Source organism: Mesorhizobium sp. J428 (assembly GCF_024699925.1).
Taxonomy (GTDB): domain Bacteria; phylum Pseudomonadota; class Alphaproteobacteria; order Rhizobiales; family Rhizobiaceae; genus Mesorhizobium_A.
In genome coordinates, this window is record NZ_JAJOMX010000001.1 from 3,062,005 (window position 1) to 3,088,231 (window position 26,227).

Consider the following 26,227-nt stretch of genomic DNA (forward strand, 5'->3'; position numbering starts at 1 on the left):
ATGACGCAATCGATCGTCTATCGCGGCAGGGGTATTCGCACTGTCGCAGTGATCGGATGCGGCCTGATCGGTGCGATGTGGGCTGCCTACTTCCTGCATCGCGGGCTGAACGTTCGCGCGTGGGATCCTGCCCAGGACGGCGAACAGCGGCTTAAGGCACTGGTCAACGAGGGGCTGAAGGACCTTCGCATGCTGGGTGGCGAGCTTGGCAAGCAGGGTGAGCTGACGTGGTGCAATTCCTGGGCCGAGGCGATTGTCGAGGCGGACTACGTGCAGGAGAACGCGCCCGAGAAGATTGCGCTCAAGCAGGAACTGCTCGCCAGGATCGATGCCGGATTGCCGGCTGATGTGGTGATCGGGTCCAGCACCTCGTCGTTTCCGGCAAGTGCGCTACAGGCGCAATGCGCCAGCCCCCAGCGCGTCATCGTTGCGCATCCGTTCAATCCGCCGCATCTGGTGCCGCTGGTCGAACTTGTCGGCGGGGAGCGAGGCGCGCCGGCTGCGATCGACGCTGCCTATTCATTCTTCGAGGGCATCGGCAAGACGCCGGTGCGGGTGGCGCGCGAGGCTGTCGGGCACCTTGCCAACCGGCTCAATGCCGCGCTCTGGCGCGAGGCGGTGAACATCGTCGCGGAGGGCATCGCCTCCGTCGAGGACGTCGATCGAGCGGTGCGGCACGGTCCCGGCCTGCGATGGGCGATCGATGGCCCACACATGCTTTTTCACCTCGGTGGCGGCGAGGGTGGTTTGCGCGCCTATATCGAACACCTCGGTCCCGCGCAGGAAGCCCGTTGGGCCTCGCTCGGCACTCCGCGGCTCGATGAGGAGACGAAGCGCAAGCTGATCGAAGGCATGGACCGTGAAGTGGCCGGCCGCTCCATGGAAGAGCTCAAGACGAGGCGCGATCGCCTGCTGATCGGACTGCTGCGTCTCATGGCGGAGGACGAAGCGAGCGAGGGACGGCAATGAGCACGCTGCCGCTCGTCATGGTCGCGCCCACCGGCGCGCGGCGCACCAAGGCTGATCACCCTGAACTGCCGATGACGGTCAGCGAGATCGTCGATGCTGCCGAGGCCTGCTGGAAGGCGGGTGCTGGAGCGATCCATGCGCATGTGCGCGATGCCGGCGGCGGTCATCTGCTCGATGCAGGCGCTTATCGCGAACTGATCGAGGTTCTCGCGGAGCGCGTGCCGCAGATGGCCGTACAAATCTCGACAGAAGCCGTTGGCATCTACAGCGCGGACGAGCAGATGCGGCTGGTGCGGACTCTTAACCCTCCCGCCATTTCAGCGGCCATTCGAGAACTGATCCCGGTCGGCGCGGATGAGGGCGCAGCCCGTGAATTCTATGCCATGTGCGGCGATGAAGGCATCGACGTGCAGCATATCCTCTACGATGTGGCCGATATCGAACGTCTTTCGGATCTGATCGCGCGGGACGTGGTGACACCAGGCCGGCCCCCGGTGATTTATGTGCTCGGTCGCTACTCCGTGAATCAGGAAAGCAGTCCTGACGACCTCGCTCCATTCCTGGAGGCGGCAGGCCGGCTGCTGGATGCGCCGGATTGGATGATCTGCGCGTTCGGTCGCCGAGAGAGCGATTGTCTGGAGGCTGCGATGCGTGCCGGAGGCAAGGTGCGCGTCGGGTTCGAAAACAGCCTCTGGAATGCCGACGGGTCGATTGCCGCCTCGAACGCAGCGCGCGTGGCAGAGGTTGCAGAGCGCGCCAGGCTGCTCGGTCTGAGATGAAATAGCCATGAGCAGCAGTGCATATCGGATATTCGACGCCCATCTGGTCGAGCGCCATCTCCTGACGCCCAACATGGCACGTCTTGTGTTCGGTGGTCCCGATCTGTCCGCGATGACAACGCTCGCGCCAGACCAGCGCATCAAGTTGTTCTTTCCGCACGAGGATGGCGCGCCGCCGGCGATACCCAACCGGCCGGACTGGTATCAGCTCTACAAGTCCGCGCCGCCGAGCGAGCGTGCGCCGATGCGGACCTATACAATCCGTGCGGTTGATGCCGCGGCACAGCGGCTGACCGTCGACTTCGTCGTCCACGGCGATAATGGCCCGGCCTCTCGCTGGGCTATGGCTGCTTCGTTGGGGGACAGTCTGCAGATATCGGCGCCGAACGGTGGCTATGACGGGGCGATTGGCGGCTTCGATTGGGAACCGCCAGACGGGCTAACTGACCTTCTTATCATAGGCGACGAAACAGCGTTGCCGGCAATCGCCGGCATTCTCGAGCAGATCGCGACATGGTCGGTAAAGCCCCGGGCGCAGGTTTCGGTCGAGGTGCCGCTGGCGGCCGACGCGCAGCGCATGCCGAGTTGGGACGGCCTCGACCTGCGTTGGATGGCGCGGGAGCCCGCTGGCCATGCCTATGGCTCGCTGATGATCGAGGCCGCGCTTGGTGCAGAGGTCCCAGCCAGCGCGGGCGCCGCCTCACCCGGCAATCTGGCGGCCGTGAACGTCGACAAGGACATTCTTTGGGACAGGGCGGAGCAGACAAGCGGTGGATTCTACGGCTGGGTCGCGGGCGAGACCGCCGCGGTCAGTCGGATCCGCACTCACTTCGTGTCGGAGCGCGCGATAGATCGCCGCCGCCTGACGATGATGGGCTACTGGCGCCACGGCAAGCCACATGCGTGACGGCTATTTCAATCCGTCGGCACCGGCCTTTGCCATTACATCCTCGCCGCGCACGCGGCGGGCCGAGCTCCTGCGCCTGTGTGCCCGCATCGGCTATTCACCGCCTGACGTTTCTTCCTGAACCCATCGTGACAACAGGAAGGAAGAGAAAATGACCTGTCAGAACTTTACGCGCGAAGCGCTGCAGACGATCGATTCGGCGCACCACCTGCATCCGTTCACCGACCACAAGCAATTGCGTGCCACGGGTGCACGGATGGTTGTGCGGGCCGACGGACCCTTCGTCTACGACGTCGACGGCAACGAGATCCTCGACGGCATGGCCGGCTTGTGGTGCGTCAATGTCGGCTACGGCCGCGAAGAACTGGCGCGCGCCGCCTATGAGCAAATGAAGGAGTTGCCGTTCTACAATTCCTTCTTCCGCTGCACGACGCCGACGCCGGTACTGTTGTCCGGCAAGCTGGCCGAACTCGCCCCTGCGAACGTCAATCAGGTATTCTACGGCTCCTCGGGATCGGAAGCCAACGACACTGCGCTGCGCCTTGTGCGACACTACTGGACCCTGGAGGGCAAGCCCTCGAAGCGGATCGTCATCTCGCGCAAATCAGCCTATCACGGTTCGTCGGTCGCCGGGGCGTCCCTCAGCGGCATGGAGCACATGCATGGCCAGCTCTATGGTGCCGTGCCTGGCATCGTGCATGTGATGCCGCCCTATGCGTTCGAGCTGGCGCTGCCAGGCGAAAGCGACCACGATTTCGGGTTGCGTGCTGCGCGAGCTGTGGAGACGGCGATCCTTGAAGCGGGGGCGGAAAACGTCGCTGCCTTCATCGGCGAGCCGGTCCTCGGCGCCGGGGGCGTCAAGATCCCACCGGCCAGCTATTGGCCCGAGATTCAGCGGATCTGCGCGAAATACGACGTGCTGCTGATGATCGATGAAGTCATCACCGGCTATGGCCGCACCGGCGAGTGGTTTGCGTGCCAGACCTTCGAGATAAAGCCTGACACGATCACGACCGCCAAGGCGCTCACCTCCGGCTACCAGCCGCTGTCGGCCTTGCTTGTCGGCGACCGCATTGCGGAGACTTTGATCAACAAGGGCGGCGAGTTCTATCACGGCTATACCTATTCGGGGCATCCCGTGGCCTGCGCCGTCGCTCTCAAGAACCTGGAGATCATCGAGCGTGAAGGCCTGATCGACCGCGTCCGCGACGACACGGGTCCCTATCTCGCCGCCGCGCTTGCAGAGCGTATCGGCGGACATCCGCTGGTCGGTGAAACGCGCTCGATCGGATTGATGGCGGCGATCGAAATCGTCAAGGACAAGACCGACCGAAGCCGTTTCAAGCCGGACGGCGCGGGAGATAAGGTACGCGACTGGTCGATAGCCAACGGGCTCATGGTTCGCGCTGTAGGCGACACGATCATCATGTCGCCGCCGCTGGTCTGGACCCGCGAGCATGTCGACATGGCATGCGAGCGCCTGGCGAATGCGCTGGATCGCGCGGAGGCAGAGTTGCGACGGGCGGCCTGACTGGAGCAGATCAGCTCGCAGCGGCGGGCCGGGGCGATGCTCCGGCCCGTCTGCGTTCAGCCGGCAAGCTCGTTTCGGATGGCGTGCATTGCGGCGAGAAGTTCGAGCGACAGGTCCGCCGAGGAGAAGTCCGGCCATGTCGAGAGCTTGACGATCACCAGTTCCGCCTCCGGGTCGGCGTAGATCGACTGACCGAAGATGCCGCGCGCCCATAGGCAGCGACGCTCGCTGTCTTCGATCCAGAACTGGTTGGAATAGGCACCGTCCGGCAGCACGCTGCGATAGATGCCCTGGAAGAGAGACCGGTCACCGGTGCGGCTGGCTTCGATCCAGGACGACGGAACGATCTGCCGCCCGTTGCACGCACCCTCCTCGACAAGCAGCAGGCCGAAGCGGCCGAAATCCCGCAGCGTGGCGCAGAGGCCCCCATCCGCAAGGGCAGCGCCAGCGTCGTCCACGGTAATGTAGGCATCTTCCTCAGCCCCCATCGGCTGCCAGATCTTTTCACTGACAAGCTCGGCGAGCGATTGTCCAGCGACCCGCTCGACGAGGAAGCCGAGCACGTCGGTTTCGATGGAGCGATAGCGAAACAGTTCGCCATGTTCCCGCTCCTTTTCATCGAGCGTGAGGATAAGCTGCCACATGGTTCGCGGCCAGTCCTGCCTCGTGTAGACCTTCCAGCCACAGGCCTGGTCGATCTTCTGCATATGCGAGCCAGGCGTCGTATAGGACTCGTCGAAGACCGTTCCGCTGGTCATGTCGAGGAGATGTTTGACCGTTGCGCCGCGATAGGCGGTGGCCTCGAGTTCCGGCAAGTAGCGCGTCGCAGGCGCGGCGACATCGATCGCTCCCTCGCCGGCCAGGATGCCGACCAGCGTCCCTACCACAGATTTGGTGACCGACATGGCAAGGTGGGTGCCGTGCGGCTTCATCCCGTTGCGGTAGTCTTCCATGACTATCCGCCCGCGATGCAGGACAAGGAAGCCGTCGGTGAAGGAGGCGTCGAGATATTGCCCGACGGTGCGACGTTGCCCGGCGAAATCGTAGCCGACACCCGCTAGGTCGGTCGTTGCCGAAGGCAGGATTCGCGCGCCGTAGTTGCCCCGCCAGATCTGCGCCGTCGCAGTCATTTCGCGGATGTGCTGGAACGTCCAGCGATGATGAGGCGGGAGATCCCATTCGGTTCGCGGGATAATGGGCGCCCCCGGATTTCTCGGGTCACGGGGGTTGTCAACGGCGACCGACATGCTGTCTCCTCAAGGCCTGGTTCGGTATGAATCCGGGCGGCAGCTCGGATCTTCAAATTCAGTTTAGTCGCCGGCTCGGCGTTCCGAGAATCCGACTTAATCGTTCATTGCCAGCACGTTCAATCCAATAACCGAACACTTTCATCTTAGCATATTGCGCGATCTGCGATCGCACTATATCGATATGCGGGTGGGATTTCGAGAGGGCAAGAATGAACGCTGCTACACAGTTTCGACGCGCTGATATCGACCTGAACAATTGGCGCATGCGACCTTATTCCGCCTGGGCATTCCAGCACGTAGCGGAGTTCGTGCCGTCCGCCCAGATCGAAGGTGTGCGGAGGCAGGAGGCGCCAGTTGTCGAACTCGGCGGCTTCGCGGATCTGCAGGTCGCAAACGTTGCGGGAGAAGAGCGCCGGCTTCCTGACTTCCTTGCTGAAAGCCACAGCGATGCGCTTGTCGTGATGCGCGAGGGCAAGGTGGTCGCGGAATGGTATGCACCCCACACAACACCCTTCCGCCCGCATCTCGTCTTTTCCATCTCAAAGTCATTTACCGGTCTTCTGGCTGGAATCCTGGAGGAGGAAGGCAAGCTGTCGTTCGACCAGATGGTCACCGATTTCGTGCCTGAAGCGGCCGGTTCGGCCTATGACGACCTGACCCTCTATGACCTGTTCAACATGACCGTGGCGGTGGAATTCGAGGAAAGCTACCTCGACGCGACCGGAGACTTCGACCGGTATCGTCGCGCAATGCTCTGGAAACCGGAGCGGGCAGACGAGGCTACACTGACGCTTCGCGAACTGTTCTGCCGGCTGCCTCGCGCCGCGCACGGACATGGTACGCGCCACGCCTATCGTTCGCCCAATGCCGATATGGCCGGCATCGTCGTCGAAATCGCCTCGGGCAAGCGCTACGCGGATCTGCTGAGCGAACGGATCTGGAAGCCAATGGGCGCGCACACGGATGGTTTCATCACCGTCGACCGCGCGGGCAATCCTCGTTCCTCCGGCGGCATTTCCGTCACGGCGCGCGACCTGGCGCGGCTTGGCGACCTGGTGAGGGTCGGTGGGGACGATGTCCTGCCGAACGGATTCGTCGAGCGGCTGTGGGCAGGCGGCAACCGAGAGGTCTGGGCGAGCGGCGACCAGCGCCTGCTTTATCCCGGCGGAAGCTACCTGGCCTACTGGTACGAAACCGGCACGGGCGCTCTGGCCGCGATGGGCATCCATGGCCAGTGCCTCTGGATCGACAGAGCTTCGCAGACGGTGGTCGTGCGTCAGTCTTCGGAGCCTATGCCGATCGATGACAAGCTCGACCAGCGTGTCATCGCAATGATGAAGGCCATCTGCTCTGCCTGAAACTCGACGCCGGTAGGTTAGGAACGCCGGCGACGCCGGCAAGGAAATCGCCCATGAACCTGAGGTTCATCGAGACGTTTCTTTGGGTGGCTCGCCTGGGTTCGTTCAGCGCGGCCGCCGAGCGGCTCGGCGCCACGCAGGCTGCGGTCTCCCACCGGGTCGCGACGCTCGAAGACGAACTCGGCGTTACGCTCTTCGATCGAGATCCCCGTGCCGTCACGCTGACGCCCATAGGCCGGCAGGCGGTGCCAAGGGCCGAAGAGATAATGCTCGCGGTCGGCGCGTTCCGTCTGGCGATTGCCGATCCGGGCAGGCTCGAGGGAACGATCAGCATCGGGACAAACGACGTCATATCGCACACCATGCTGCCGCGGATCATCGGCAGGGTACGCGAGCGTTTTCCGGGTATCACGCTCGATCTGCAGATCGAGACCAGCGCCAACATCGCGCGTGGCTTGGTCGAGCGCCGGATCGACGTCGCAATCGCAATGGGGCCGATCGAGGCAAGCCGGGTGGTCAATCTGGATTTCGGCTCGTTCGAGTCAGTCTGGGTGGCCAGTCCCTCGCTGGGTCTGTCCGGGCGTGGAACGCTGGGGCTTGCAGACCTGCTGCCACGCTCGCTGATGACCTTTTCGCGTGAAAGTCCGCCGCACCTGATGCTGCTTCGCCAACTCGCGGATGCCGGCCTCGCGGCAAGTCCGATCTCGAACGTCAATTCGCTGATCACGATGATGGCGCTGACAGTCGACGGCTTCGGCGTCGCGGCCCTGCCTCGGCTTGTGGTCGAGCAGCATCTGGCCGCCGGCACGCTCGAGGCGCTCGATGTGCAGCCGGCGTTCCCGGCGCTGGTCCATCATCTCAGCTATGTCGAACAGAACGACAGTCCCGTCGTCCGCGCCATCGCCTCGATCGCATTCGAGGCAGCAGCGGAAGCTATCCGTCCCGGCGTGTTCGAGCGGAAAGGCACAAGTGATGGCCGATAGATTTTTCTGTTTCGGAGTTCGCTACTTTTCTCGTTTGAGGGCCGGCTCGCGCACGACCAGACTGCCACTGTTCCAGGCAGGAGGCAGAGCGTGAAAGTCGGTATCGTTCAGATGAATTCGCAGAGGGACAAGTCGGAAAATCTCGCACAGGCCGAGAGACTGATCACGACGCTGATGGCGCGCGACGAACCCGATCTCGTGGTGCTCCCAGAATACTTTGCCTCGATCGGTGGCGACCGCGAATTCATCCGTTCGACGGGCGAGGTGTTTCCCGAGGGGCAGGGCTACAGGCAGATTTCGCGGCTCGCACGCGAGTTCGAAACCACGATCCATTGCGGCTCGATGGTCGAGAGGGCGGACGGAGCCTACTACAATACCAGCGTGGTGTTCGGCCCGGACGGCCTCGAACTCGCCCGCTATCGCAAGATGCATCTGTTCGACATCGACTCTCCCGATGGCACGGCCTATCGCGAGTCCGAGACGATTGCGCGTGGCGAGGACATCGTCACCTTCAATGTCGGCGCGGTAACGGTGGGTTGCGCAATCTGCTACGATATCCGCTTCCCAGAACTGTTCCGCGCTTTGCGCGACCGGGGCGCCGATGTCATCGTCGTGCCGGCGGCGTTCGCCCTGATGACGGGCAAGGACCACTGGGAAGTGCTCCTGCGCGCTCGCGCGATAGAGACACAGACCTACATCGTCGCTCCTGGCCAGACGCTGTCCCATGACGACGGCAAGTTCTGGTGCTGGGGACACTCGATGATCGTCGATCCATGGGGACATGTCGTCGCCCAGTGTTCGGACGGTGTCGGCTCGGCCTGCGCCACGCTGGACCTCGACCTCATATCGAACGTTCGCGAACGGATCCCGGTCGCGGCTCATCATGTCTTGGGAGCCTTATCCTGAAACCAAATCCGAGCGGTCTCCGCGCGCTCGATGCGGACAACAAGATAGCGGAACGGAACAACTGGAGATGACAATGATGAGAAGATCACTTTGGATTGCGCTCGGGGCGGCAGCCTTGATGACGACGTCCCTGGCGCAGGCTCAGGAAAAGGGAGGAACGCTCAACATCACGCTGACGGCCGACATCCGCAGCCTCGATGCGAGCAAGACGGACAACAACACGGACTCGGTCCTCTATCACCTCTTCGATCCGCTCGTGGCGTTCAAGAACGACCTGACTATCGGACCGGCCGCCGCTGACAGCTGGGAAATCTCGGAAGACGGCAAGACCTATACGTTCAAGCTCAAGGAAGGCGCCACCTACTCCAACGGCGACAAGGTGGTCGCCGCGGATTTCAAATGGCTCTGGGAGCGCCGCATGACCGGCGAGGGCTCCACCTGGCTCTGCATTCCGAGCTTCGACGGCGCGCGCGGCGTGAAGGTGGTGTCGGTCGAGGCTCCGTCGGACGAGTCGCTTGTCTTCAAACTTGAAGCGCCCAGCAACCAGTTTCTCGTCCGTCTGGCAGATCCGGTCTGTAATGCCTGGTTCGCCAGCCCGAAAAACGTCGACGCGAGCGGCAACTGGATCGAGAACTCAGCCATCGGCTCCGGTCCCTTCAAGCTGAAGGAATGGCGCAAGGAGCAGTATATCTCACTTGAGCGCTTCGATGGATACGTTCCGGCCAAGGGCCCACGCGACGGTCATTCGGGCGATCGCACCGCCTATGTCGACGAAGCCCGCTTCATGATCATTCCCGACAAGACGGCGGCGGAGACGGCACTTTACGCTGGGCAGGTCGACGTGGTGTCCACCGTGTCGCCGCGACGCATCGAGGAGATGAAGTCGAAGGGCGCGGACGTGCTTTCCTCCCCCGGCCTGTCGCTGACGGCGATGCTGATCCAGACCAACGATCCCCTGCTTTCCGATGTGCGCATGCGCAAGGCGATCGCCCATGCGATCGACTTCCGCCAGTTCGCTGAATCACAGACGGTGGGCATGGCCGAGTTCAACCCGTCGGGTGTTCCTCAGTCTAGTGCGTATTTCGACGAGGCGTTCATCTCGAGCTGGCCCGAATACGACCTCGAAAAGTCGAAGGCGCTGCTGGCCGAGGTCGGCTACAAAGGCGAGCCGATCAAGATGCAGACCAACCAGCGCTACCAGGGGATTGACGACAATTCCGTCGTGATCCAGGCGATGTTGTCGATGGCTGGGATCAATATCCAGCTCGACGTTGTCGACTGGGCCGCGCAGCTGGACAACTTCTTCTCGGGAAGCTTCCAGATGCAGTCCTTCGGCTATTCCGGGCGGCCTGATCCGATCGTGCTCTACGGCATGTTCACCGGCGACAAGAGCAAGTTCTCCAGCTACCAGTGGGGTGACGCCAAGGCTCTCGAGCTCTACTTCAAGGCAAGCGACACCGCCGATTTCGATGAGCGTAAGAAATATCTGATCGAGCTGCAGAACCTGATGGCCGAGCAGGTTCCGATCCTCGGAATGTATTATTTCCCGGTCATCGAAGCCGTTTCGAAGCGCATCGAGGGCTACCAGTCGTGGCCGCTCGATCGCCCGCGCGCCTGGGGCGTGTCGATCAAGAAATAGGACTTCTCTCCGTCGGGAGATGAAGAAAAGGCCCGAAGCAGAGCTTCGGGCCTTTGTCGTTCCACATCCGCCGCGCCGCCTTCGTTTCAACAGGGGATAAGCTCAACCAGCTCGGCAGCCTTCTCGATTTCCGAGATCTGCCAGGGCTGCAATTCCTGCCCGACATAGCCTTTCAGCGTGCCCAGGAACGGATCGTCTATGCCCGTTCGGAACCCGCTCAGCTCTTCCATCACGGCCAGCCCGCAATAGGGAACGCATGCGACGCGGAATAGCCGCCCTCATGCGACATGATGAGCTTTCCGCCGCACAGCCGCTCGGCCGCCTGCTTCAGCAGCTGCGTCATGGTCCGATATGTCTCGCTGTGCAGCAGCATACGGCCGCATGCGGATCTATCGCCGCGGCGTCGAAACCCGACGGCACTACAATCGCCTCCGGCTGGTAGCGCTCCAGAGCGGGCAGCACGATCTGCTCGAAAACGGCGACATAGGCGCCGTGGCCGCAGCCGGGCGACAGCGGAACGTTGAGGTTGAAGCCCAGTCCGGCATTGGCGCCACGATCTTCGCGGGCGCCCCTGTTGCCTGGGAACAGCCGGTCCTGATGGATCGAGATCGTGAGCACGCCGGGATCCTCATAAAACGCCTGCTCCGTACCGTTGCCATGGTGCACGTCCCAATCGACGGTCGCGATGCGCAGGAAACCGTGTTTGCGTCGCGCCTTCAGGATTGCGATCGGAACATTGCCGAACAGGCAGAAGCCCAGACCCCTGTCCCGTTCGGCATGGTGGCCAGGTGGCCGAACGAGCGCATAGGCGTTGTCGACGGTTCCCGACAGGACGGCATCCATGATTGCATATGTTCCACCTGCCGAGAGGCATGCGATCTCGTAGCCGCCTTTTCCGAATGGGGTGAGGTAGCTGGCGTCGCCGCCGCCGGCGTCACTTTGCGCCTTGATGCGGGCGATGTAGTCACGCGTATGGAAGAGGGCGAGATCGTCCGCATCCAACGGCGCCGCATCTATGCGCACGAGCCGGTCGGCAAGGCCCGACACCTCCATCAGATTCTTGAAGCGACGCTTGGTGGCGGGGTTCTCGGCGTGTTCGCCGGGTTCGATCGCGAGGCCGGGCGGATACCAGGTCGCCGCATTGCCGGTGTCATGCCACAGATAGAGTTCGTGAAAATTCCAGCCGGTTCTCGTTGCCATCCTGGTCTCCTGGGCATGACGAAGCCGCCGGATCAAGCCAGCGGCGGCGCAAGTCTCGGGCGAAGGGCTTCAAACGCCGGAAAGCATTCTCTCGACCATCTCGGTCGCTCCAGTGATGTCCGGCAGGTGTTCGCCGTTGCGCAGCCGATCGAGCAATAGCTGCTCGTCCTCCTGGTCAGCGATCGCCTCGAGGGCGATTGCGGCTGCGGCGGCCGGATCCAGCGCGACCACTCCGCTCTCATCCGCCAGGATGGCGTCGCCCGGCCGTATAACCTGTCCGCCGACCGTCACTGGGACGTTTATCGCGCCATCCAGTCCCATCAGCTTTGTAGTGATCGATGAGGGGCCGCGGCACCAGACGGGCAGTCCTATGCGGCGCAGTTCCCCCAGATCGGTCGCGGGGCCGTCGATCGCGGCTCCCTTGAGGCCAGCAATCTTCATGGCGTGGCCTACGGCGCCGCCGAAACAGGCGTGGCGCGTGTCGCCGCATCGCTCGACGACCAGGAAGTCGCCCGGGCGGATCAGTTTGGTGACGTAGTGGATGATCGTGGAATCCGCATGAGGCGTCCGGACCGTGACGGCCGTGCCCCGCGACACGCGCGTCAGGCAGAATTGCCGCGATGCCGCGATCGACAAAACCCGAGTGGAAGAAATGGCCGATTGTGCCGGTTTCCGCCCGCTCAAGGAGGGCGACGGTTTCAGGGTCGACCTGCCGCGGCATTTCATGGATCGTGAACATCGCTACCTCTCGACTGAATGTCTGTCCTGGTCAGCCGTGATGTGGAACGGCGGGACTTGAGGCGACGGTGCTGCGCGACGGCGGAACAATCAAACGAGAAAAACTCGGGCAATAGGACAAGAAACATTGAAGCCTCCTGTCGACGGTGAATGCGTTCTCGATGGAAGCCCCGACCACGCTCCGCTTCGGCGGCGCAGATGGTGGAAGCCGACGGCAAGACATCGCCGGGTCGACTGGTGTCCTGTCGCGTGAACGCCCGGCGCGCCGGTGCCACCGTTCGGCACTTCGCTCTGACCGGATGCCCACGCACACGTGCAATGGGCGTCGGATGCGATTCATTTTTGCTGGACCTTGCCGGCGAAGGTCTTTGGTATCGAGCAGCTAGCGGTAAGGTCGTCTGGTCCGTCGAAACGCACCATTCATTGCGGATCGTACCGTTCGACGCTGACGAGACAGGTGTGCGCGCTGCAGCCCTGGCCGAAGGCCGAGCTTGGGATGTCGATGGTCAGCACGTTGGGGTTGCCCGACAGGTCGAGCGGGCGCTCCGACTCGTCTTGCGGCAGATACCAGGCCCCCGTTGGCAGGACGATGACGGATTCGCGGACGTCCGCGCTGACCGTGGCGCCCGCCAGGCAGGCGCCGCGGTCGTTGAAGATGCGGATCACGTCGCCATCCTTGACCTCGAGCCGGGCGGCGTCTGCCTGGTTGAGGATCGCCGTCTCGTAGCCGGCCGTCTTTCCCTCGCGGCTGTTCAGGGCGTAGTCGAGCTGGCTGTGCAGGCGCGTGCGCGGCTGGTGCGAGATGAGATGGAAGCCGTGGCGCGCCGCCGTTTCGCCGCCCAGCCATTCCACAGGTTCGATCCAGGCGGGATGCGGCGGCGAATCGGCATGGGCGAAGCGCGCCAGCGCCTCGCTGCCGAGGACGATGCGGCCGCTCTCGGTGCCGAGCGGGTTGTTCTCCGGATCCGCGGTGAACGCCTCGAGATAGGTCATGTCCTCGTCGAAGGACGGAACGTCGACATAGCCGCGCCGCCAGAATTCCTCGAACGACGGCAGCTCCGCGGAGAAGCGCGCGGCGTCCTGTCGGGAGAGGTTGTAGAGATGCTCGATCCAGCCCATCTCGTCGCGGCCCTCGGTGAAGGCCTCCTCGACGCCGAGCAGGCGGCTGAGATGGCGGAAGATGTCGAAGTCGCCGCGCGACTGGCCAACAGGCTGGACGGTGCGGTGCATCGCCATCAGCCGGGAACTGCGCCGATGTCCGGCGATGTCGTTGCGCTCCAGCGAGGTGCTCGCCGGCAGTACGATGTCGGCGCGCTGCGCCGTCGCGGTCCACAGCGGGTCCTGGACGATGATGGTCTCCGGCCGTTCCCAAGCCTGGCGAAGGCGGTTGAGGTCCTGATGGTGGTGGTAGGGATTGCCGCCCGCCCAGTAGACGAGGCGAATGTCCGGGTAGGTGAGTGTCTCCCCCTCATAGGTGAAGGTCTCGCCGGGGCGGGTCAAAAGGTCGGTGATGCGCGCAACGGGGATGAAGCTGCGGATCGGCTTTCGCCCCTCGCTCATCGCCGGCGACTTCGAAGCGGTGTTGTGGATGCCCACAGCACCAAGGGAGCCGTAGCCGTAGCCGACGCCGCCGCCGGGCGTGCCGATCTGGCCGGCGACGGCCGCCAGACCAAGGGCAGCCCAGAAGGGTTGTTCGCCGTGATGCGCGCGCTGCAGCGCCCAGCTGACGGTGATCATCGTCCGGGTGTCCGATACGAGCCGTGCGAGCTCGCGGATGCGCTCCGCCGGCAGGCCGGTGATTGCCGATGCCCATTCCGCACTCTTCGGCACGCCGTCGCTCTCGCCGCGCAGATAGGCGAGATAGAGGTCGCTGCCGCTGCAGCAGCGCCGGAGGAACTCCGCGTCATACCGGCCGGCTGCGACGATCTCGCAGGCGAGCGCCAGCATCAGGGCGGTGTCGGTGTTGGGGCGTATCGCCCACCATTCGGCCCCGACATGATCGGGAACGTCCTCGCGCAGCGGCGAGACGTGAATCACCTTGATGCCCTCGGCCGTGATCTTGCGCAGCTTCTCGTCGAGCAGGTGCTTGGAGACTCCGCCGGATTCGTTCTGCGCGGTGCGCGGCGCGAGCGCCCCGAACACCAGCAGTGTCTCGCCGTGGCGGATGACGTTTTCCAGCGACGTCCCGTAGCCCATGAATGCATCCGGCGAGCCGAGAGCATGGCGCACGATCACGGCGCCGGCCCCGACGCTGTAGGTGTCGACATGGCCGGTATAGCCACCGACGAGGTTGAGGGTGCGCTTCAGGAGCGTGGCCGCGTGGTGGAAGCGGCCCGCACTCGTCCAGCCGTAGGAGCCGCCGAAGATGGAGGCGTTGCCGTGGTTCTTCGCCACCCTGGTGATCTCCGACGCCACCAGGCCGAGCGCGGTGTCCCAGTCGACGGGCACGAATTCTTCCGCGCCGCGGCCGGTGCGGGAGCGGTTTTCCAGCCATCCCTTGCGGACCATCGGCTGCGAAATGCGGTGTGTCGGGTCGACCCATTCGGCGACCGAACGCAGGATGCCGGATGGTGCCGGATCGTCGTCCGCCGGCTCGACCTGCACGATCCGCCCGTCCTGCGTCAGCACCGAGAAGCGGCCCCAGTGGGCGGCGTGATGGAAGCTTTGAATCTCAGACATGGTGGTGCTCACGGTAAAGCAGAAGGAGCAGAATTGAAGCCGTTATCGCGGTCGCAGGCAAAAGCACCAGGTTTACGGCGTCCCAGCCGGACAACTGCTTTAACCCGCTCGAGGTCGACCGGATCAAGTGAAGGCGTGGTAGAGCTTCGAGACGATTTTCCAGGAGCCTTCCGATTTCGCCAGGCTGAGTTCGTTGACGAAGGTGCGCGGCGGGAACGCGTCGCGGACGCGTGCGTGGGCGGTGTCGGAGGTTGAGACGGTCAGATCGATGATCTCTGCCACCTGCGGTTCGCCGCTTTCGACCGGTGCCTTGCGTCCGGCGCAGCGCTCCATATAGGGCGCGTAGTCGATGGTCTGCACTGCGCCGTCAGCCACCGTGAACAGGCGGCAGGCCGGATGGAAGGCGCTTGAGAAACGCGTCATGTCGCCGAAATAGAGGCCGTCGAAATAGTCCTTGAGGACGGCACGGATCTGGTCTTCTTCGCTCATCGAAGCTCTCCCTTGAAGATTGTAATTTCGGTTCAGGCCGAACGGCCGGCGAGTGCCTCGTCGGCGACCGACAGGGCGTCGTCGAGCACGTCGAGGATCTGGTTCATCTCGGCATCCGAGACGATCAGCGGCGGCGCCAGGAACAGTGACGTCTCCTCGCCGCTCGTGCCGATGACCACGCCATTGTCGAAGGCCCGGCCGGAGACGCGCGAGGCGACCGGAACGGCCGACGTGTCGGCGCGCCAGTCCTTCCAGTGGGGGCCGTGGAGTTCGATCGTCCAGTGCATGCCGCGACCGTCGACCCTGGCGACGCTCGGATGCTTCTCGGCGATCGCGACGAGGCGCGGCGCGATCATCGCCGCGAGTTCCGCGGCGCGCTCGATCAGCCGGTCGCGCTTGATGACGCGGAGATAGGCGCGCACGCCGGCCATCGCGATCGGATGGCCACGGAAAGTGCTATAGGCCTGCCAGGCTGCGCCGTCGAGTTTTTCGACCATCTCCTTCGACAGGATCACGGCGCCGATCGGGGCGATGCCGCCGGCGAGCGACTTGCCCATCGTGACGATGTCAGGGCGGGTCTCGCCGCCCTGGAATGCGAACCAGCGCCCGCTGCGGCCGCCCCCGGTGATGACCTCGTCGGCGATCCACAGGGTCTGCGTGTTGCGTGCCGCACCCGCGACCATGTCCTGCCAGCCGGCGTCGTGATAGATGCCGCCCTGGCTGTAGTCGATGATGATGGCCGCGGCGCCTGCCAGCTTCGCCTCGACCTCGGCCTGGCCTTCGGGCTCGAGGTCACGAACGCGCTCGCCCCATAGGGAACCGGTCGGAGCTGCGATGATGCGCGTATCGGCAGCGCGGGCCGGCAGGCTGACGCCGCCCGACATCTTCGACAACCCGCCATGCCATTGCGGCTGCACGGTCACCTCGCGCGCGAGCCCCGTCAGGCCGTGATAGGCGCGCTCGCGGGTCGCAATCGCCGAGCGGCCGGTGACCGCCTGCGCAAGCGAAAGGGCGAGATCGTTGATCTCGCTGCCGGACAGTCCGAAACGGACCGCGCCGATCCAATCCTTTTCCTCGGCGAAGGCGATGTCGATCAGGTCCTCGGCGGACCTCTCGCGCTCGCGGAAGAACCAGCCTTCGCTCACCGCCGGGTATTCGGCGGCGCGCCGGATCGTCTCGACCATGTCGGGATGCGCGTGGCCGAGCACGCCGGCGGAGTTCGAGCCGTCGAGCACCTTGCGCCCGTCGGCCAGTTCGAACCAGGCACCCTTGCCGCCGACAACCTCGACAACCGTGTCGGAGCCCGCGTTGAGGCCGGTGCTGAGAAGTCGTTTCATCCTGTTTCCCCTTGATGATTTCGGCTCTCGGCGTCCGAGAGCAGGCGCGCGGCATCGTCCGCGGCGATGTCGATGTGGAACGGAGCGCCGAAGTGGCGCGCGAGCGTGTCGGCGCGCGCCAGGAAGGCCTGCATGCCCATCCCGGCGATGAAGCGCAGCACACCGCCGGTCCGGCTCGGAAAACCCGCCTGCTCGACGGAGGCGACGTTGACGATCGCCGCCGGCAAGGCGATCTCCTCGCGGAGGATGCGCAACGCCTCGGCGGCCTGAGCGAAGGCCAGGCATTCCGCCTCATCCGGGTTGGGTGTCCTCGGTAGCGTCAGCCGCTCTTTCACGCAGCCCAGGCGCCGGCCGACCCGTGCCAGGGCGGCACGTTCGTCGTCCGTCGCCTGGCGAAGCCGGTTGCGGTCGTAAAAGCCGAGGCCGACGAGCGCGCGGGCCTCGTCCGACGTGGCGCATTCGGCGAAGCAGCGGCTCTCGATGCGTCCGGCCTCCTCGAAGGGGACATGGGCGATAGCCGCCAGCGCCGCCAGTGCGCGGGGTGCAGCCTGCGCACCGGGCGCACCCGCGACAGGGCCGGGATAAGATGGGAAGGGGGTAATGTCATAGCCGGGCCGATCCCATGGGCGGCGCGGATCAGGCCGCTGTCCGAGCCAGTCTAGTGCGGCGCGGAGCAGGGCTGCGCCATCGGCGGCCACTCCGGTCAGGAGACCGCAGGCGAATGCCTCTTCGGGCGAGAGCATGGCCGCGCCCGCGATCAGCCGGCCTGCGCTTTCCAGCCCGACCAGATGCGGCAGCCTGAGCATGCCGCCGGCGCCGGGAACGAGGCCGAACTCGACTTCCGGCAGTCCGAGTCTGATGGAGCCGCCTGCGATGCAGAACCGCGCGTTGCAGGCAAGCGCCAGTTCCCAGCCGCCGCCGGCGGCTGTGCCCTCCAGCAGCGCAACCGAGGGACAGGGAAGTTTCTCCAGGCGCCGAAAGAGCGACTTGATCGCTTCGGAATCGGCCATGCTGGCCTCGATGCCGCGCTCCGCGTAGCCGAGAACCTGGCCGATGTCGCCACCGACCCCGAAGGACGGCTTGGCCGACTGGAACAGCAGGCCGGCGGGCGCCAAGCCGGTCTCGAGCGCATGCAGCAGCGCGTCGAACTCGGTCTTGAACAGGTCGGAGGTCTTGTTGGCGCGTCCCGAAGGGTCGTCGAGCGTCACAAGAAGACAGTCATCCAGCCAGTGCGCCAAGAGATAGCGGCCCCACAGGGGAGAAACGACCGGCTCCGGGTCGTCCAACCTGTCAATTCGGGGCCATTCGGCACCAGCCACGCCGCATCTCCAGCATCGGAAAAGCCGTCAGGGGACGACAATTGCAGAGAACAGAATATTCTGTTTTTTGCAAGTTTTTTCCGTAATCCAGAATACGCGAAACAACGGTCAATGCGCCTGCAGGCCGCGGCGCAATCGTTCCGCAGCATTGATGAGCTGCGTCTCCACGGTGGCGGAACTGACGGTTCCGAAGCGCTCGGCCAGGCCGAAGATGGCCATCGCATAGGGCTCGTTGGTGCGCGGATCGAGAACGGCGCAGGCGTAGGAGAGGATGCCGGGGTCGAATTCGTTGTCGCAGACGGCGATGTGGCGTGCCCGCGCCCGCGCGATGTCGGCGCGAATATCCTCTTCCGACGTCTTCGTGTTCGGCGTGTAGGCGTGGCGCTTCAGTTTCAGATACTGGCTGATAAAAGCTTCGTCCTGCAGCGCCAGTAGGATCTTGCCGGACGCAGCCGCATAAAGCGGCATATCGCGGCCGGGCTGCGCATAGGCCTGCCCTTTGGAGTCAGGCAACGCCGTGGCGAGCAACTGCACATGTGTCCCGTCCAGGCGGGCGAGAAACGCCGTCTCGCCGAACTTGTCGGCGAGTTCGCGCAGCACCGGTTCGGCAAGCGTGGCGACATCCGCGCCGCCGGACAGCCGGGCCGCGACGCGGACCATCCGCTCGCCGACGACGAAGGTCTTGGCGCGGGTCTTGCGCACGACGCCGAGGCCGGTGAGGGTGGCGAGCTGGCGATGCGCCGTGGTCATGACAAGGTCGGTCGCCGCGGCGATCTCGCTGAGCGTCATGCCTTCGGGTGCCCCGGCCAGAAGCTCGATGATCCGCAGGGCGCGGCCGAGCGGTGAATCTTCCTGATCCGACATGAACAGCCGACTCCTTTTCAGGACAGCGAGGTCGCCGAACGTCCGGCGCAGGTTCCGAATTTCGAACGGAAATAAACTTCCGGAAATCGGAAATTTCGCTGTCTGATTAGGAGTGGCGGAAAGAGAAGTCAATGTCTGCCGACTTTCGCGTAAATGGAACGATCATTCCGGCCGGGACAGAAGAATGATGACATGGTCGCCGCTCACGACCTCGGTTCCGTCCTCCTTGACGAGCACGCCGCGCTCCTCGGCGATGCCTTTTCCGAGCTTTGAGCTTGCCCGTTTCGAGACGAGGGTGAGCCGCAGATGCACTTTGTCGCCGGGGTAGAGAGGCGCGGAGAACTTGACGTTGTTCCAGCCGAGCGAGGCGATGACGCTGCGCTCGAACACGCCGATTTCGGCCTTCAGCCCCTCGACCAGAGCAAGGCTGAAAAGTCCGTGCGCGACGCGCCCGCGAAAACCGGCCGCCTGCGCAAAGGCGTCGTCCATGTGAACGGGATGCCGTTCGCCGGTGAGCGCCGCCCAGGTGTCGATGTCTTCGATCGTCACGAGCCGGGGAGGCGAGGTGAGCACGGTTCCGGGGACGAAGTCCTCGAGCCAGATCTGCTTACCGCTGTCCATGTCGCTCACGCTTTTGCCTGCTCCTGTTCCTGAAGCCGGCGCCAGTCGATCTTGTTGCTGCCGGAACGCGGAAGCTGGTCGACGAAGGCGACGGCGCGCGGCACCTTGTAGGCGGCCATGACGCCGCGGGCGAAGCTCATGATGTCGTCCTCGCTGACCCGACCGCGCGCCTGCGGCCGCAGGGTGACGAAGGCCTTTACCGACTCGCCGCGATAGGGATCGGAAACGGCAATGACGCAGCATTCCTGCACGTCCGGATGACGGTAGAGCAGCGCCTCGCATTCCGCCGGCCAGACCTTGTAGCCGGACACGTTGATCATGCGCTTCAGCCGGTCGACGATGAAATAGTAGCCCTCGTCGTCGCGGTAGGCCATGTCGCCGGTGCGCAGGTAACGGCGCCCGCCGATCGTGACGAAGGCCTCGCGGTCGGCCTCCGGATGGTTCCAGTAGCCGCGCATCAGTTGCGGACCGGCGATCAGCAGCTCGCCGACCTCGCCATTCGGCAGTTCCTCGGTCGTCTCCGGCTTCACGATCAGCGAATAGGTATCGAAGATCGGAATGCCGAGGCATTGCGGCTTGGGGCGCGCGGTCGGATTGATATGCGTGGCCGACATCGTCTCCGACAGGCCGTAGCCTTCGCAGAAGCGCAGCCCGTAGCGCTTCTCCAGTTGCTCTGCGAGCGCGGTCGGCATCGAGGAGCCGCCGCCGGTCAGCACCGTGAGCTTCTCGAAGGCACGCTCGTCGAACTGGTCGCCGGCCATCACGTCGACGATCATGGTCGGCGCGGCCGACCAGAACGTGACGCCGTGTTCGATGAACAGCGGCGCGACGAGGTCGCGGTTCCACCGGGTGAGCAACAGCAGCGTCGCGCCGGCATAGAGGCCGCCACCCATCGACGCCTGCATGCCGGCGACGTGGAAGAGCGGCATGAAGGCGGTGAGGACGCTGTTATGGTCGAAACCGTACCATATCGCCTGCGCAACGGCGGTGAACTTCAGCGAGCGGTGCGGCTGCATGCAGCCCTTGGGACGTCCCGTCGTGCCCGACGTGTAGGGCATCACTGCGAGGTCGTCGTCGCCGGCCGTCATCGCAGAGGGCTGCTCTCCGCCAGCGATCGCATCGTCGAATCGGGTGAAGCGGTCCGCCGGTAGCTCCTCCGGTGCTCGCAGCATCACCTCGGGCAGCTGGTACTTGCACTCGGCGGGTGCGGCATCCGCATAGCGCGCGACGATCACGTTCTCAGGCAGGTTGGCCAGCGAGGCGAAGCGCTCGACGAGCTCGTCGCCGATGATCGCGACGGACGCGCCGCTGTCGGCGATATAATGCTCGAGTTCAGCCGCCATGTTCATCGGATTGACCGGCACGACGACTGCGTCGGCGCGCAGCACGGCCTGGAAGGCGGTGACGAACTGGGGGCAGTTCTGCATGTCGATCAGGACGCGGTCGCCCTTGCGCACGCCGCAGCGGTTCTGGAGATAGCCGGCAAGCGCTTCAGCGTCGGCGAGCAGTTTACCGTAGCTGGTGACCGCGCCGTAGTAGAGCAGGGCAGGGTGCGATGGATCGCGCCGGGCGGCATTCAGCAGGTTGGCAAACGCGTTGCCCGGTGCGACCGGCAGATGAAAGTCCAGGCCGGCCGGCCAGAATGGGGATTGGGATTTTCCGTCGGTCATGCGGGAAAGCTCATCGTCTGTTCGGCCGAAATCAGCCGTCGGACGCACCCTTCGAGCACGGCGGTCGCCGCTTCGATGTGGTGCCAATCGGTGTGCTCTTCGGGGGTGTGGCTGACGCCGCCGCGCGAAGGGACGAAGAGCATGGCGGCCGGAATGTGTGCGCCGAGGATGCCGGCGTCGTGGTTCGCACCCGAAAGCAGGCGGCGGCACGGTATCGCGAGCGCGCGGGCCTCTCCCTCCAGCAGGTCCATCAGCTGGGGAGCCATCGGCACCGGGGCCGCCTCGTAGATGACGCGGTGGCCGACCTCGACGCCGTGCCGTAGTCCCGCCTCGGCCGCGAGTGCGGCGGTGCGCTCGGCTAGGTGTGCCAGAAGCGCGGCCGACGCATCGCGGATTTCGAGGCCGATCCGCACTTCGCCCGGAATCACATTGCCCTGATTGGGGCTCGTCTTGACGATGCCGATCGTGCCGCGCGCGGTGCCCTGGCCTTCGTCTACGATCATGCTGCGGAAGCCGACCGCGAATTCCGCCGCCGCAGCGAACGCATCGTGGCGAAGGTCCATCGGCGTCGTGCCGGCGTGGCCGGCCGTGCCGGTGAAGCGGATCGCCAGGCGCTTCTGTCCGGCGATCGCGGTGACGATGCCGACGCTCTCGCCGCCCGTCTCCAGAACCGGTCCCTGCTCGATGTGCAGTTCGAGATAGGCTGCGATCTCCTCCAGGTTCCGTTTGGCGGCCGAGGCGGATTCGACCGGAAGGCCCGCATCCCGCATCGCGCTCCGCAGGCTGATGCCGTCGGCATCGCGCATCGACGAGAGGGCGTCGTGCGGCAGGTCGCCGGCCATCGCCCGGCTGCCGGTGAGGGCGCCGAAACGGCCCTCCTCGTCGCGGAAGGCGATGATTTCGAGGGCGAGGTCTTCCGGTCCGGGCACGACCCGGCGGGCGATCTCCAGGCCGGCGAGCACGCCCAGCGCTCCGTCGAAAAGACCGCCGCGCGTGACCGTGTCGAGATGCGAACCGATGGCGACGGCCGGCGCGCCGGTGCGACCCTCGCGACGGGCAATCGAGTTGCCGAAGGCGTCCTGCCGCACCGCAAGGCCCGCAGCCTCAGCGGTCGTCGCGAACCAGCGATGCGCCTCGCATTCGCGATCGCCATAGGCCGGCCTCGTCCAGCCGCCTGCCGGATCCCGGCCGATCGCCGCGACGGCGTCGAAGTCAGCACGCAGGCTCTCGCTAATTTCGGGCGGCAGCTCGCTCATCAGGCCGCTGCTCCGCCATCCGGCGCGATCTGCGGCCGGCGTGGCGCGCCGCGTTTCAGGAAGCGTCCCTGGCCCCGCGTGCCGAGGAACTTTCCATCCTCGACCACGACCTTGCCGCGATAGACGGTCTGCCGCGCCCAGCCGGTGAGTTCCATGCCCTCGTAGGGATTGTAGCCGATGTCGCCGTAGTCGCTCTGCTTGCCCATCGTGCGGCGCGCTTCCGGGTCGATGACGACGAGGTCCGCATCGTAGCCTGGCGCGATGCGGCCCTTCCGGTCGCCGAAGCCGAAGATGTCGGCGGGCCAGGTGGAAAAGAGCTCGGCGAAGCGCTGCAGCGAAAGCCGCCCCTGCGCGACGCCCAGCGTGTAGAGCACCGGCAGCCGCGCCTCGATGCCCGTGCAGCCGTTGGCGATCGTTGCGAAGGACCCGGCCCCCATCGCCTTGGCCGCGGCTGAATAGGACACCTCGTCCGACGTCACCGCGGACAGCACGCCCGACTTGAGCGCCTCCCAGAGTGCCGCCTGGTTGTCGAGCGAGCGCAGCGGCGGGCTCATGACGTATTCGTGTGGATTGTCGCGCTCCAGCGCACTCTCATCGAGCGCCAGGTAATGCGTGCATGTCTCGGCCGTCACAGGCAGGCCGCGCCGCCGCGCCGCCTCGACCAGCGGCAGGCCGCCCTGCGCCACCAGGTGCAGGATATGAACGCCGCAGCCGGTATCCTCGGAGAAAAGGATGGCGCGCTGGATCGCCTCCACCTCGGTGATCGGCGGGCGCGTGAGCGCATGCCAGCGCGGATGCGTGTGGCCGGCGGCGACCGCTTCGGCGCGCAGGCGCTCTATGATGCCCGCGTTCTCGGCGTGGAGGACGAGCATCAGGTCGTCCTTCGCCGCCTGCTGCATCAGCGCATGGAGCTGGCCGTCCTCCAGCTTCAGCCCGTCGTCCTCGTAGATCATGTAGACTTTGAGCGACGCGACGCCTTCTGCGCGCAACTGCGCCAGTTCGGCAAGGCTATCCTTGTTCACGTCGGTGATGATCTGGTGCAGTCCGTAGTCGAGCGTCACGAATTCGTCGGCCTGCTTGCGGCGATAGTGGAAGCCTTTCAGGATCGAGCCGCCGCGCCGCTGCAAAGCGAAGTCCACGATCGCCGTGGTGCCGCCGCGCAGCGCGGCGATGCCGCCCGATTCGAAGTCGTAGACGCTGCGCTGGCCCATGAAGCCGACGAGCAGGTGGACGTGGGGATCGACGCCGGCCGGCAGCACGATCCTGCCGCCCGCATCGATGACGCGCTCTCCGCGACCGGTGCCGGGCTCCGTGATGCCCGCGATCGTCTCGCCGGCGATGACCACATCGGCTTTCCGTGGTCCTTCGGGCAGGACCACCAGCCCGTTCGCAATGACAAGGTCGCTCATGGTGAAGTCTCCAGCGCCTGGGCGAGATCTGCGATCAGGTCTCGTGCGTCCTCTATCCCGACGGAGATACGAACGAGGCCGGGCGTGATGCCCATTTCAAGCCGCCGCTCCGGCGTTACCGAATGGTGCGAGGTGTTTCCCGGCTGGCTGATCAGGCTTTCGATGCCGCCGATGCTGGGTCCGATGCCGAACAGGCGGGTGCGGTCGACGACCTGCCGCGCCATCCGCCCGTCTTCGACCTCGAAGGAGATCAGCCCGCCGAAGCCGGACATCTGCCGCCGCGCCAGCTGGTGGTCGGGGTGCGAGGCGAGGCCGGGGAAATGGACCTTGCGGACCGCCTCGTGTCCTTCCAGGAACTCGGCGATATCCATCCCGCTGGCGTTATGCCGCTGCATCCGCAGCTCGTAGGTCGCCATGCCGCGCATCAGAAGCCAGGCGGCGTGAGGATCCATGATCGCACCGCTCGCCTGCTGGGCGGAGCGGACCTTGCGCGTCAGCTCCCGCGACCCAACCACCGCGCCGGCGAGCACGTCGCCATGGCCGTTCAGATATTTGGAGCCGGAATGGACGAGGAGATTCACGCCCAGGTCCAGCGGCTTCTGGTTCAGCGGCCCGCCCAGCGTGCCGTCGACAACGAGCATCGACGACGAGCGCGCGGCCAGTGCCGCCAGCGCCGGGAGATCGACGATGCGAACCAGCGGGTTCGTCGGCGTCTCGGCATAGATGATCTTCGTCTTCGGACTAACGCAGGCGGCGACATCGGCAGCATCGATCGACCTCGCCCAGCGCACGTCGACGCCGCGCTGCGGCAGGATCTCAGTGAAATAGCGCAGCGTCCCGCCATAGATGTCGGGCAGGGAGACCAGTTCGTCGCCGGACCTGAGGAACGGATCGAGCGCACCGGCGACCGCAGCCATGCCTGAGGCGAACAGCACGGCCGACTGCGCGCCTTCCAGCGCCGCCAGCCGCTGCTCGGCGGCGAGGACCGTCGGGTTCCTGATCCGGCTATAGACATAGCCGCGCCGACGACCCTCGTTGATCTCCTCCAGCGCATCGCTGTCGGCGGCGACAAAGGTCACGCTCTGGTAGAGCGGCGGCACCGCCGCTCCCATATGCTCCTCCGGCGCATGGCCGGCATGCACCGCGAGCGTGCCGATATGATCGCCCGCCGCCGGCGTCACTTCGTGATCTCTCGCGAGATGATGATGCGCAGGATCTCCGACGTGCCGCCGCCGATTTCGGCGAGCTTGGAATCGCGGAAGTGGCGCTGCATGTCATATTCCATCAGATAGCCCCAGCCGCCCATCATGCGCATGCCGTTAAGCGCGGCTCGGACGTAGGTCTCGGAAGAATAGAGATTGGCCATCGCGCTCTCCTTGTTGTTCGGGATGCCCCGATCGACGAGGTTGGCGCTGCGGTAGAGCAGCAGGCGGGCGGCCTCGATCTCCATGTCCATGTCGGCGAGCTTGGCGCGGGTGAGCTGGAAGCTTGAGATTTTCTGCCCGAACTGCTCGCGCTCGTTGGTGTAGGCGACCGACTTGTCGAGCACGGTCTGCGCGGCGCCGACATTGACGGCCGACAGGCAGCAGCGCTCGTAGTCGAGCGTCTTGAGCGCGTTCGTCCAGCCATTGTTCGCCGTGCCGATGATGGCGTCCTTCGGAAGGCGCACGTCCGACAGGAAAATCTCGTTCAGGTCCATCGGCTTGAGGCCGAGCTTCTTGAGCTTGCGGATCTCGACCCCCGGCGTCTTCGGGTCGAGCAGGAACATGGTGATGCCCTTGTGCTTGGGCGCTTCCGCGTCGGAGCGCGCCATCAGCAGGATGTAGTCCGCCTCCTGGGCGCAGGAGCAGAACATCTTCTGTCCGTTGATCACCCACTCGTCACCCTCGAGCACGGCGCGCGTGCGAAGGCTGGCTGCGTCCGAACCCGAGTTCGGTTCCGACAGTGAGAAGGCGAAGCGGATCTCGCCCTTGGCGAGCTTCGGCAGCAGCTCGCGCTTTTGCGCCTCGGTGCCGAAATGGGTGATGGCGTCGGTTGCGATGACGATCGTCGTGTAGAAGATGTTGGCTCCGGCCTCGAAGTGGCGGGCGAACTCTTCGAGGAAGACCGCGAGGTCGGTGCAGCTTCCGCCCATGCCGCCATAGGCTTCCGGAATCGGCAGGCCGAGCCAACCTTCGGCGGCGAGCTTGTCGTAGAGCTCGAACGGAAACCGTTCCTCCTCGTCGCATGCCCTGACATATTCGATCGGGCATTCGCGCGTCAGGAACGACCGCAGGCTGTCCCGCATAAGCCTCTGCTGTTCGGAGAGTTCGAAATCCATCTG

At 64.9% G+C, this 26,227-nt stretch carries 24 protein-coding genes; 9 read left to right on the forward strand and 15 right to left on the reverse strand.

Features of this window, described 5'->3' with window-relative positions; translation table 11 throughout:
* The 4 genes from LRS09_RS15475 (at position 1) to LRS09_RS15490 (ending at position 4,186) form a co-directional block, all read left to right on the forward strand.
* On the forward strand, positions 1-969 hold the full coding sequence (locus LRS09_RS15475; protein ID WP_257807690.1) for a 3-hydroxyacyl-CoA dehydrogenase NAD-binding domain-containing protein: 969 nt from the start codon (positions 1-3) through the stop codon (positions 967-969).
* Complete coding sequence (locus LRS09_RS15480) at positions 966-1,748, forward strand: 3-keto-5-aminohexanoate cleavage protein (protein WP_257807691.1); 783 nt, start codon at positions 966-968, stop codon at positions 1,746-1,748. The genes LRS09_RS15475 and LRS09_RS15480 overlap by 4 nt, the downstream gene beginning before the upstream one ends.
* 7 nt (positions 1,749-1,755) lie before the next feature.
* A complete protein-coding gene (locus LRS09_RS15485) occupies positions 1,756-2,655 on the forward strand; it encodes a siderophore-interacting protein (RefSeq protein WP_257807692.1) in 900 nt (299 codons plus the stop codon).
* A gap of 151 nt (positions 2,656-2,806) precedes the next feature.
* A complete protein-coding gene (locus LRS09_RS15490; RefSeq protein WP_257807693.1) occupies positions 2,807-4,186 on the forward strand; it encodes an aspartate aminotransferase family protein in 1,380 nt (459 codons plus the stop codon).
* A gap of 56 nt (positions 4,187-4,242) precedes the next feature.
* On the opposite strand, the gene LRS09_RS15495 is transcribed toward LRS09_RS15490, so the two are convergent.
* On the reverse strand, positions 4,243-5,433 hold the full coding sequence (locus tag LRS09_RS15495; RefSeq protein ID WP_257807694.1) for a serine hydrolase: 1,191 nt from the start codon (positions 5,431-5,433) through the stop codon (positions 4,243-4,245).
* 212 nt (positions 5,434-5,645) lie between these two features.
* Between LRS09_RS15495 and LRS09_RS15500 the strand changes: the two genes are divergently transcribed.
* The 4 genes from LRS09_RS15500 to LRS09_RS15515 all read left to right on the forward strand — a co-directional run bounded on the left by LRS09_RS15500 (position 5,646) and on the right by LRS09_RS15515 (position 10,322).
* A complete protein-coding gene (locus tag LRS09_RS15500) occupies positions 5,646-6,794 on the forward strand; it encodes a serine hydrolase (RefSeq protein WP_257807695.1) in 1,149 nt (382 codons plus the stop codon).
* A gap of 53 nt (positions 6,795-6,847) precedes the next feature.
* Complete coding sequence (locus tag LRS09_RS15505; protein ID WP_257807696.1) at positions 6,848-7,777, forward strand: LysR family transcriptional regulator; 930 nt, start codon at positions 6,848-6,850, stop codon at positions 7,775-7,777.
* Between the two features lie 90 nt (positions 7,778-7,867).
* On the forward strand, positions 7,868-8,683 hold the full coding sequence (locus LRS09_RS15510; protein WP_257807697.1) for a carbon-nitrogen hydrolase family protein: 816 nt from the start codon (positions 7,868-7,870) through the stop codon (positions 8,681-8,683).
* A gap of 118 nt (positions 8,684-8,801) precedes the next feature.
* Positions 8,802-10,322, forward strand: a complete 1,521-nt coding sequence (locus LRS09_RS15515; protein WP_257807698.1) for an ABC transporter substrate-binding protein — start codon at positions 8,802-8,804, stop codon at positions 10,320-10,322.
* 86 nt (positions 10,323-10,408) lie between these two features.
* Here LRS09_RS15515 and LRS09_RS15520 read toward each other — a convergent pair whose 3' ends face one another.
* The 3 genes from LRS09_RS15520 to LRS09_RS15530 form a co-directional block, all read right to left on the reverse strand.
* On the reverse strand, positions 10,409-10,552 hold the full coding sequence (locus LRS09_RS15520; protein WP_257807699.1) for a hypothetical protein: 144 nt from the start codon (positions 10,550-10,552) through the stop codon (positions 10,409-10,411).
* A gap of 109 nt (positions 10,553-10,661) precedes the next feature.
* Entirely contained in the window at positions 10,662-11,522 is an 861-nt protein-coding gene (locus LRS09_RS15525; protein ID WP_257807701.1) for a class II histone deacetylase, read from the reverse strand.
* A 69-nt stretch (positions 11,523-11,591) separates the two neighbouring features.
* Positions 11,592-12,119, reverse strand: a complete 528-nt coding sequence (locus LRS09_RS15530) for an RraA family protein (protein WP_374684848.1) — start codon at positions 12,117-12,119, stop codon at positions 11,592-11,594.
* Between LRS09_RS15530 and LRS09_RS30335 the strand changes: the two genes are divergently transcribed.
* The gene (locus LRS09_RS30335) at positions 12,097-12,321 is read left to right on the forward strand and encodes a hypothetical protein (protein WP_374684849.1); all 225 of its coding nucleotides are present in this window, start codon (positions 12,097-12,099) and stop codon (positions 12,319-12,321) included. The genes LRS09_RS15530 and LRS09_RS30335 overlap by 23 nt on opposite strands.
* Before the next feature lie 359 nt (positions 12,322-12,680).
* Here the strand turns inward: LRS09_RS30335 and LRS09_RS15535 are convergent, their stop codons facing one another.
* The 11 genes from LRS09_RS15535 to LRS09_RS15585 form a co-directional block, all read right to left on the reverse strand.
* Positions 12,681-14,939, reverse strand: coding sequence for a molybdopterin-dependent oxidoreductase (locus tag LRS09_RS15535; RefSeq protein WP_257807702.1), 2,259 nt, complete (start codon positions 14,937-14,939; stop codon positions 12,681-12,683).
* 123 nt (positions 14,940-15,062) lie between these two features.
* Positions 15,063-15,428: a nuclear transport factor 2 family protein gene (locus LRS09_RS15540; protein ID WP_257807703.1), complete on the reverse strand. Its 366-nt coding sequence runs from the start codon at positions 15,426-15,428 to the stop codon at positions 15,063-15,065.
* Positions 15,429-15,460: 32 nt separating this feature from the next.
* Entirely contained in the window at positions 15,461-16,765 is a 1,305-nt protein-coding gene (locus LRS09_RS15545; RefSeq protein ID WP_257807705.1) for an aspartate aminotransferase family protein, read from the reverse strand.
* The gene (locus LRS09_RS15550; protein ID WP_257807707.1) at positions 16,762-18,084 is read right to left on the reverse strand and encodes an enoyl-CoA hydratase-related protein; all 1,323 of its coding nucleotides are present in this window, start codon (positions 18,082-18,084) and stop codon (positions 16,762-16,764) included. Before LRS09_RS15550 ends, LRS09_RS15545 begins: the two co-directional genes overlap by 4 nt.
* A gap of 108 nt (positions 18,085-18,192) precedes the next feature.
* A complete protein-coding gene (locus LRS09_RS15555; protein WP_257807708.1) occupies positions 18,193-18,948 on the reverse strand; it encodes an IclR family transcriptional regulator in 756 nt (251 codons plus the stop codon).
* Positions 18,949-19,110: 162 nt separating this feature from the next.
* Complete coding sequence (locus LRS09_RS15560) at positions 19,111-19,569, reverse strand: MaoC family dehydratase (protein ID WP_257810205.1); 459 nt, start codon at positions 19,567-19,569, stop codon at positions 19,111-19,113.
* A 5-nt stretch (positions 19,570-19,574) separates the two neighbouring features.
* On the reverse strand, positions 19,575-21,239 hold the full coding sequence (locus LRS09_RS15565) for a long-chain-fatty-acid--CoA ligase (protein WP_257807710.1): 1,665 nt from the start codon (positions 21,237-21,239) through the stop codon (positions 19,575-19,577).
* A complete protein-coding gene (locus LRS09_RS15570; RefSeq protein ID WP_257807712.1) occupies positions 21,236-22,495 on the reverse strand; it encodes a Zn-dependent hydrolase in 1,260 nt (419 codons plus the stop codon). Before LRS09_RS15570 ends, LRS09_RS15565 begins: the two co-directional genes overlap by 4 nt.
* Entirely contained in the window at positions 22,495-23,904 is a 1,410-nt protein-coding gene (hydA, locus tag LRS09_RS15575) for a dihydropyrimidinase (RefSeq protein ID WP_257807714.1), read from the reverse strand. The genes LRS09_RS15570 and hydA overlap by 1 nt, the downstream gene beginning before the upstream one ends.
* Positions 23,901-25,085: a PLP-dependent aspartate aminotransferase family protein gene (locus LRS09_RS15580; RefSeq protein WP_257807715.1), complete on the reverse strand. Its 1,185-nt coding sequence runs from the start codon at positions 25,083-25,085 to the stop codon at positions 23,901-23,903. The genes hydA and LRS09_RS15580 overlap by 4 nt, the downstream gene beginning before the upstream one ends.
* A complete protein-coding gene (locus LRS09_RS15585) occupies positions 25,082-26,224 on the reverse strand; it encodes an acyl-CoA dehydrogenase family protein (protein WP_257807716.1) in 1,143 nt (380 codons plus the stop codon). Before LRS09_RS15585 ends, LRS09_RS15580 begins: the two co-directional genes overlap by 4 nt.
* Between the last annotated feature and the right edge of the window lie 3 nt (positions 26,225-26,227).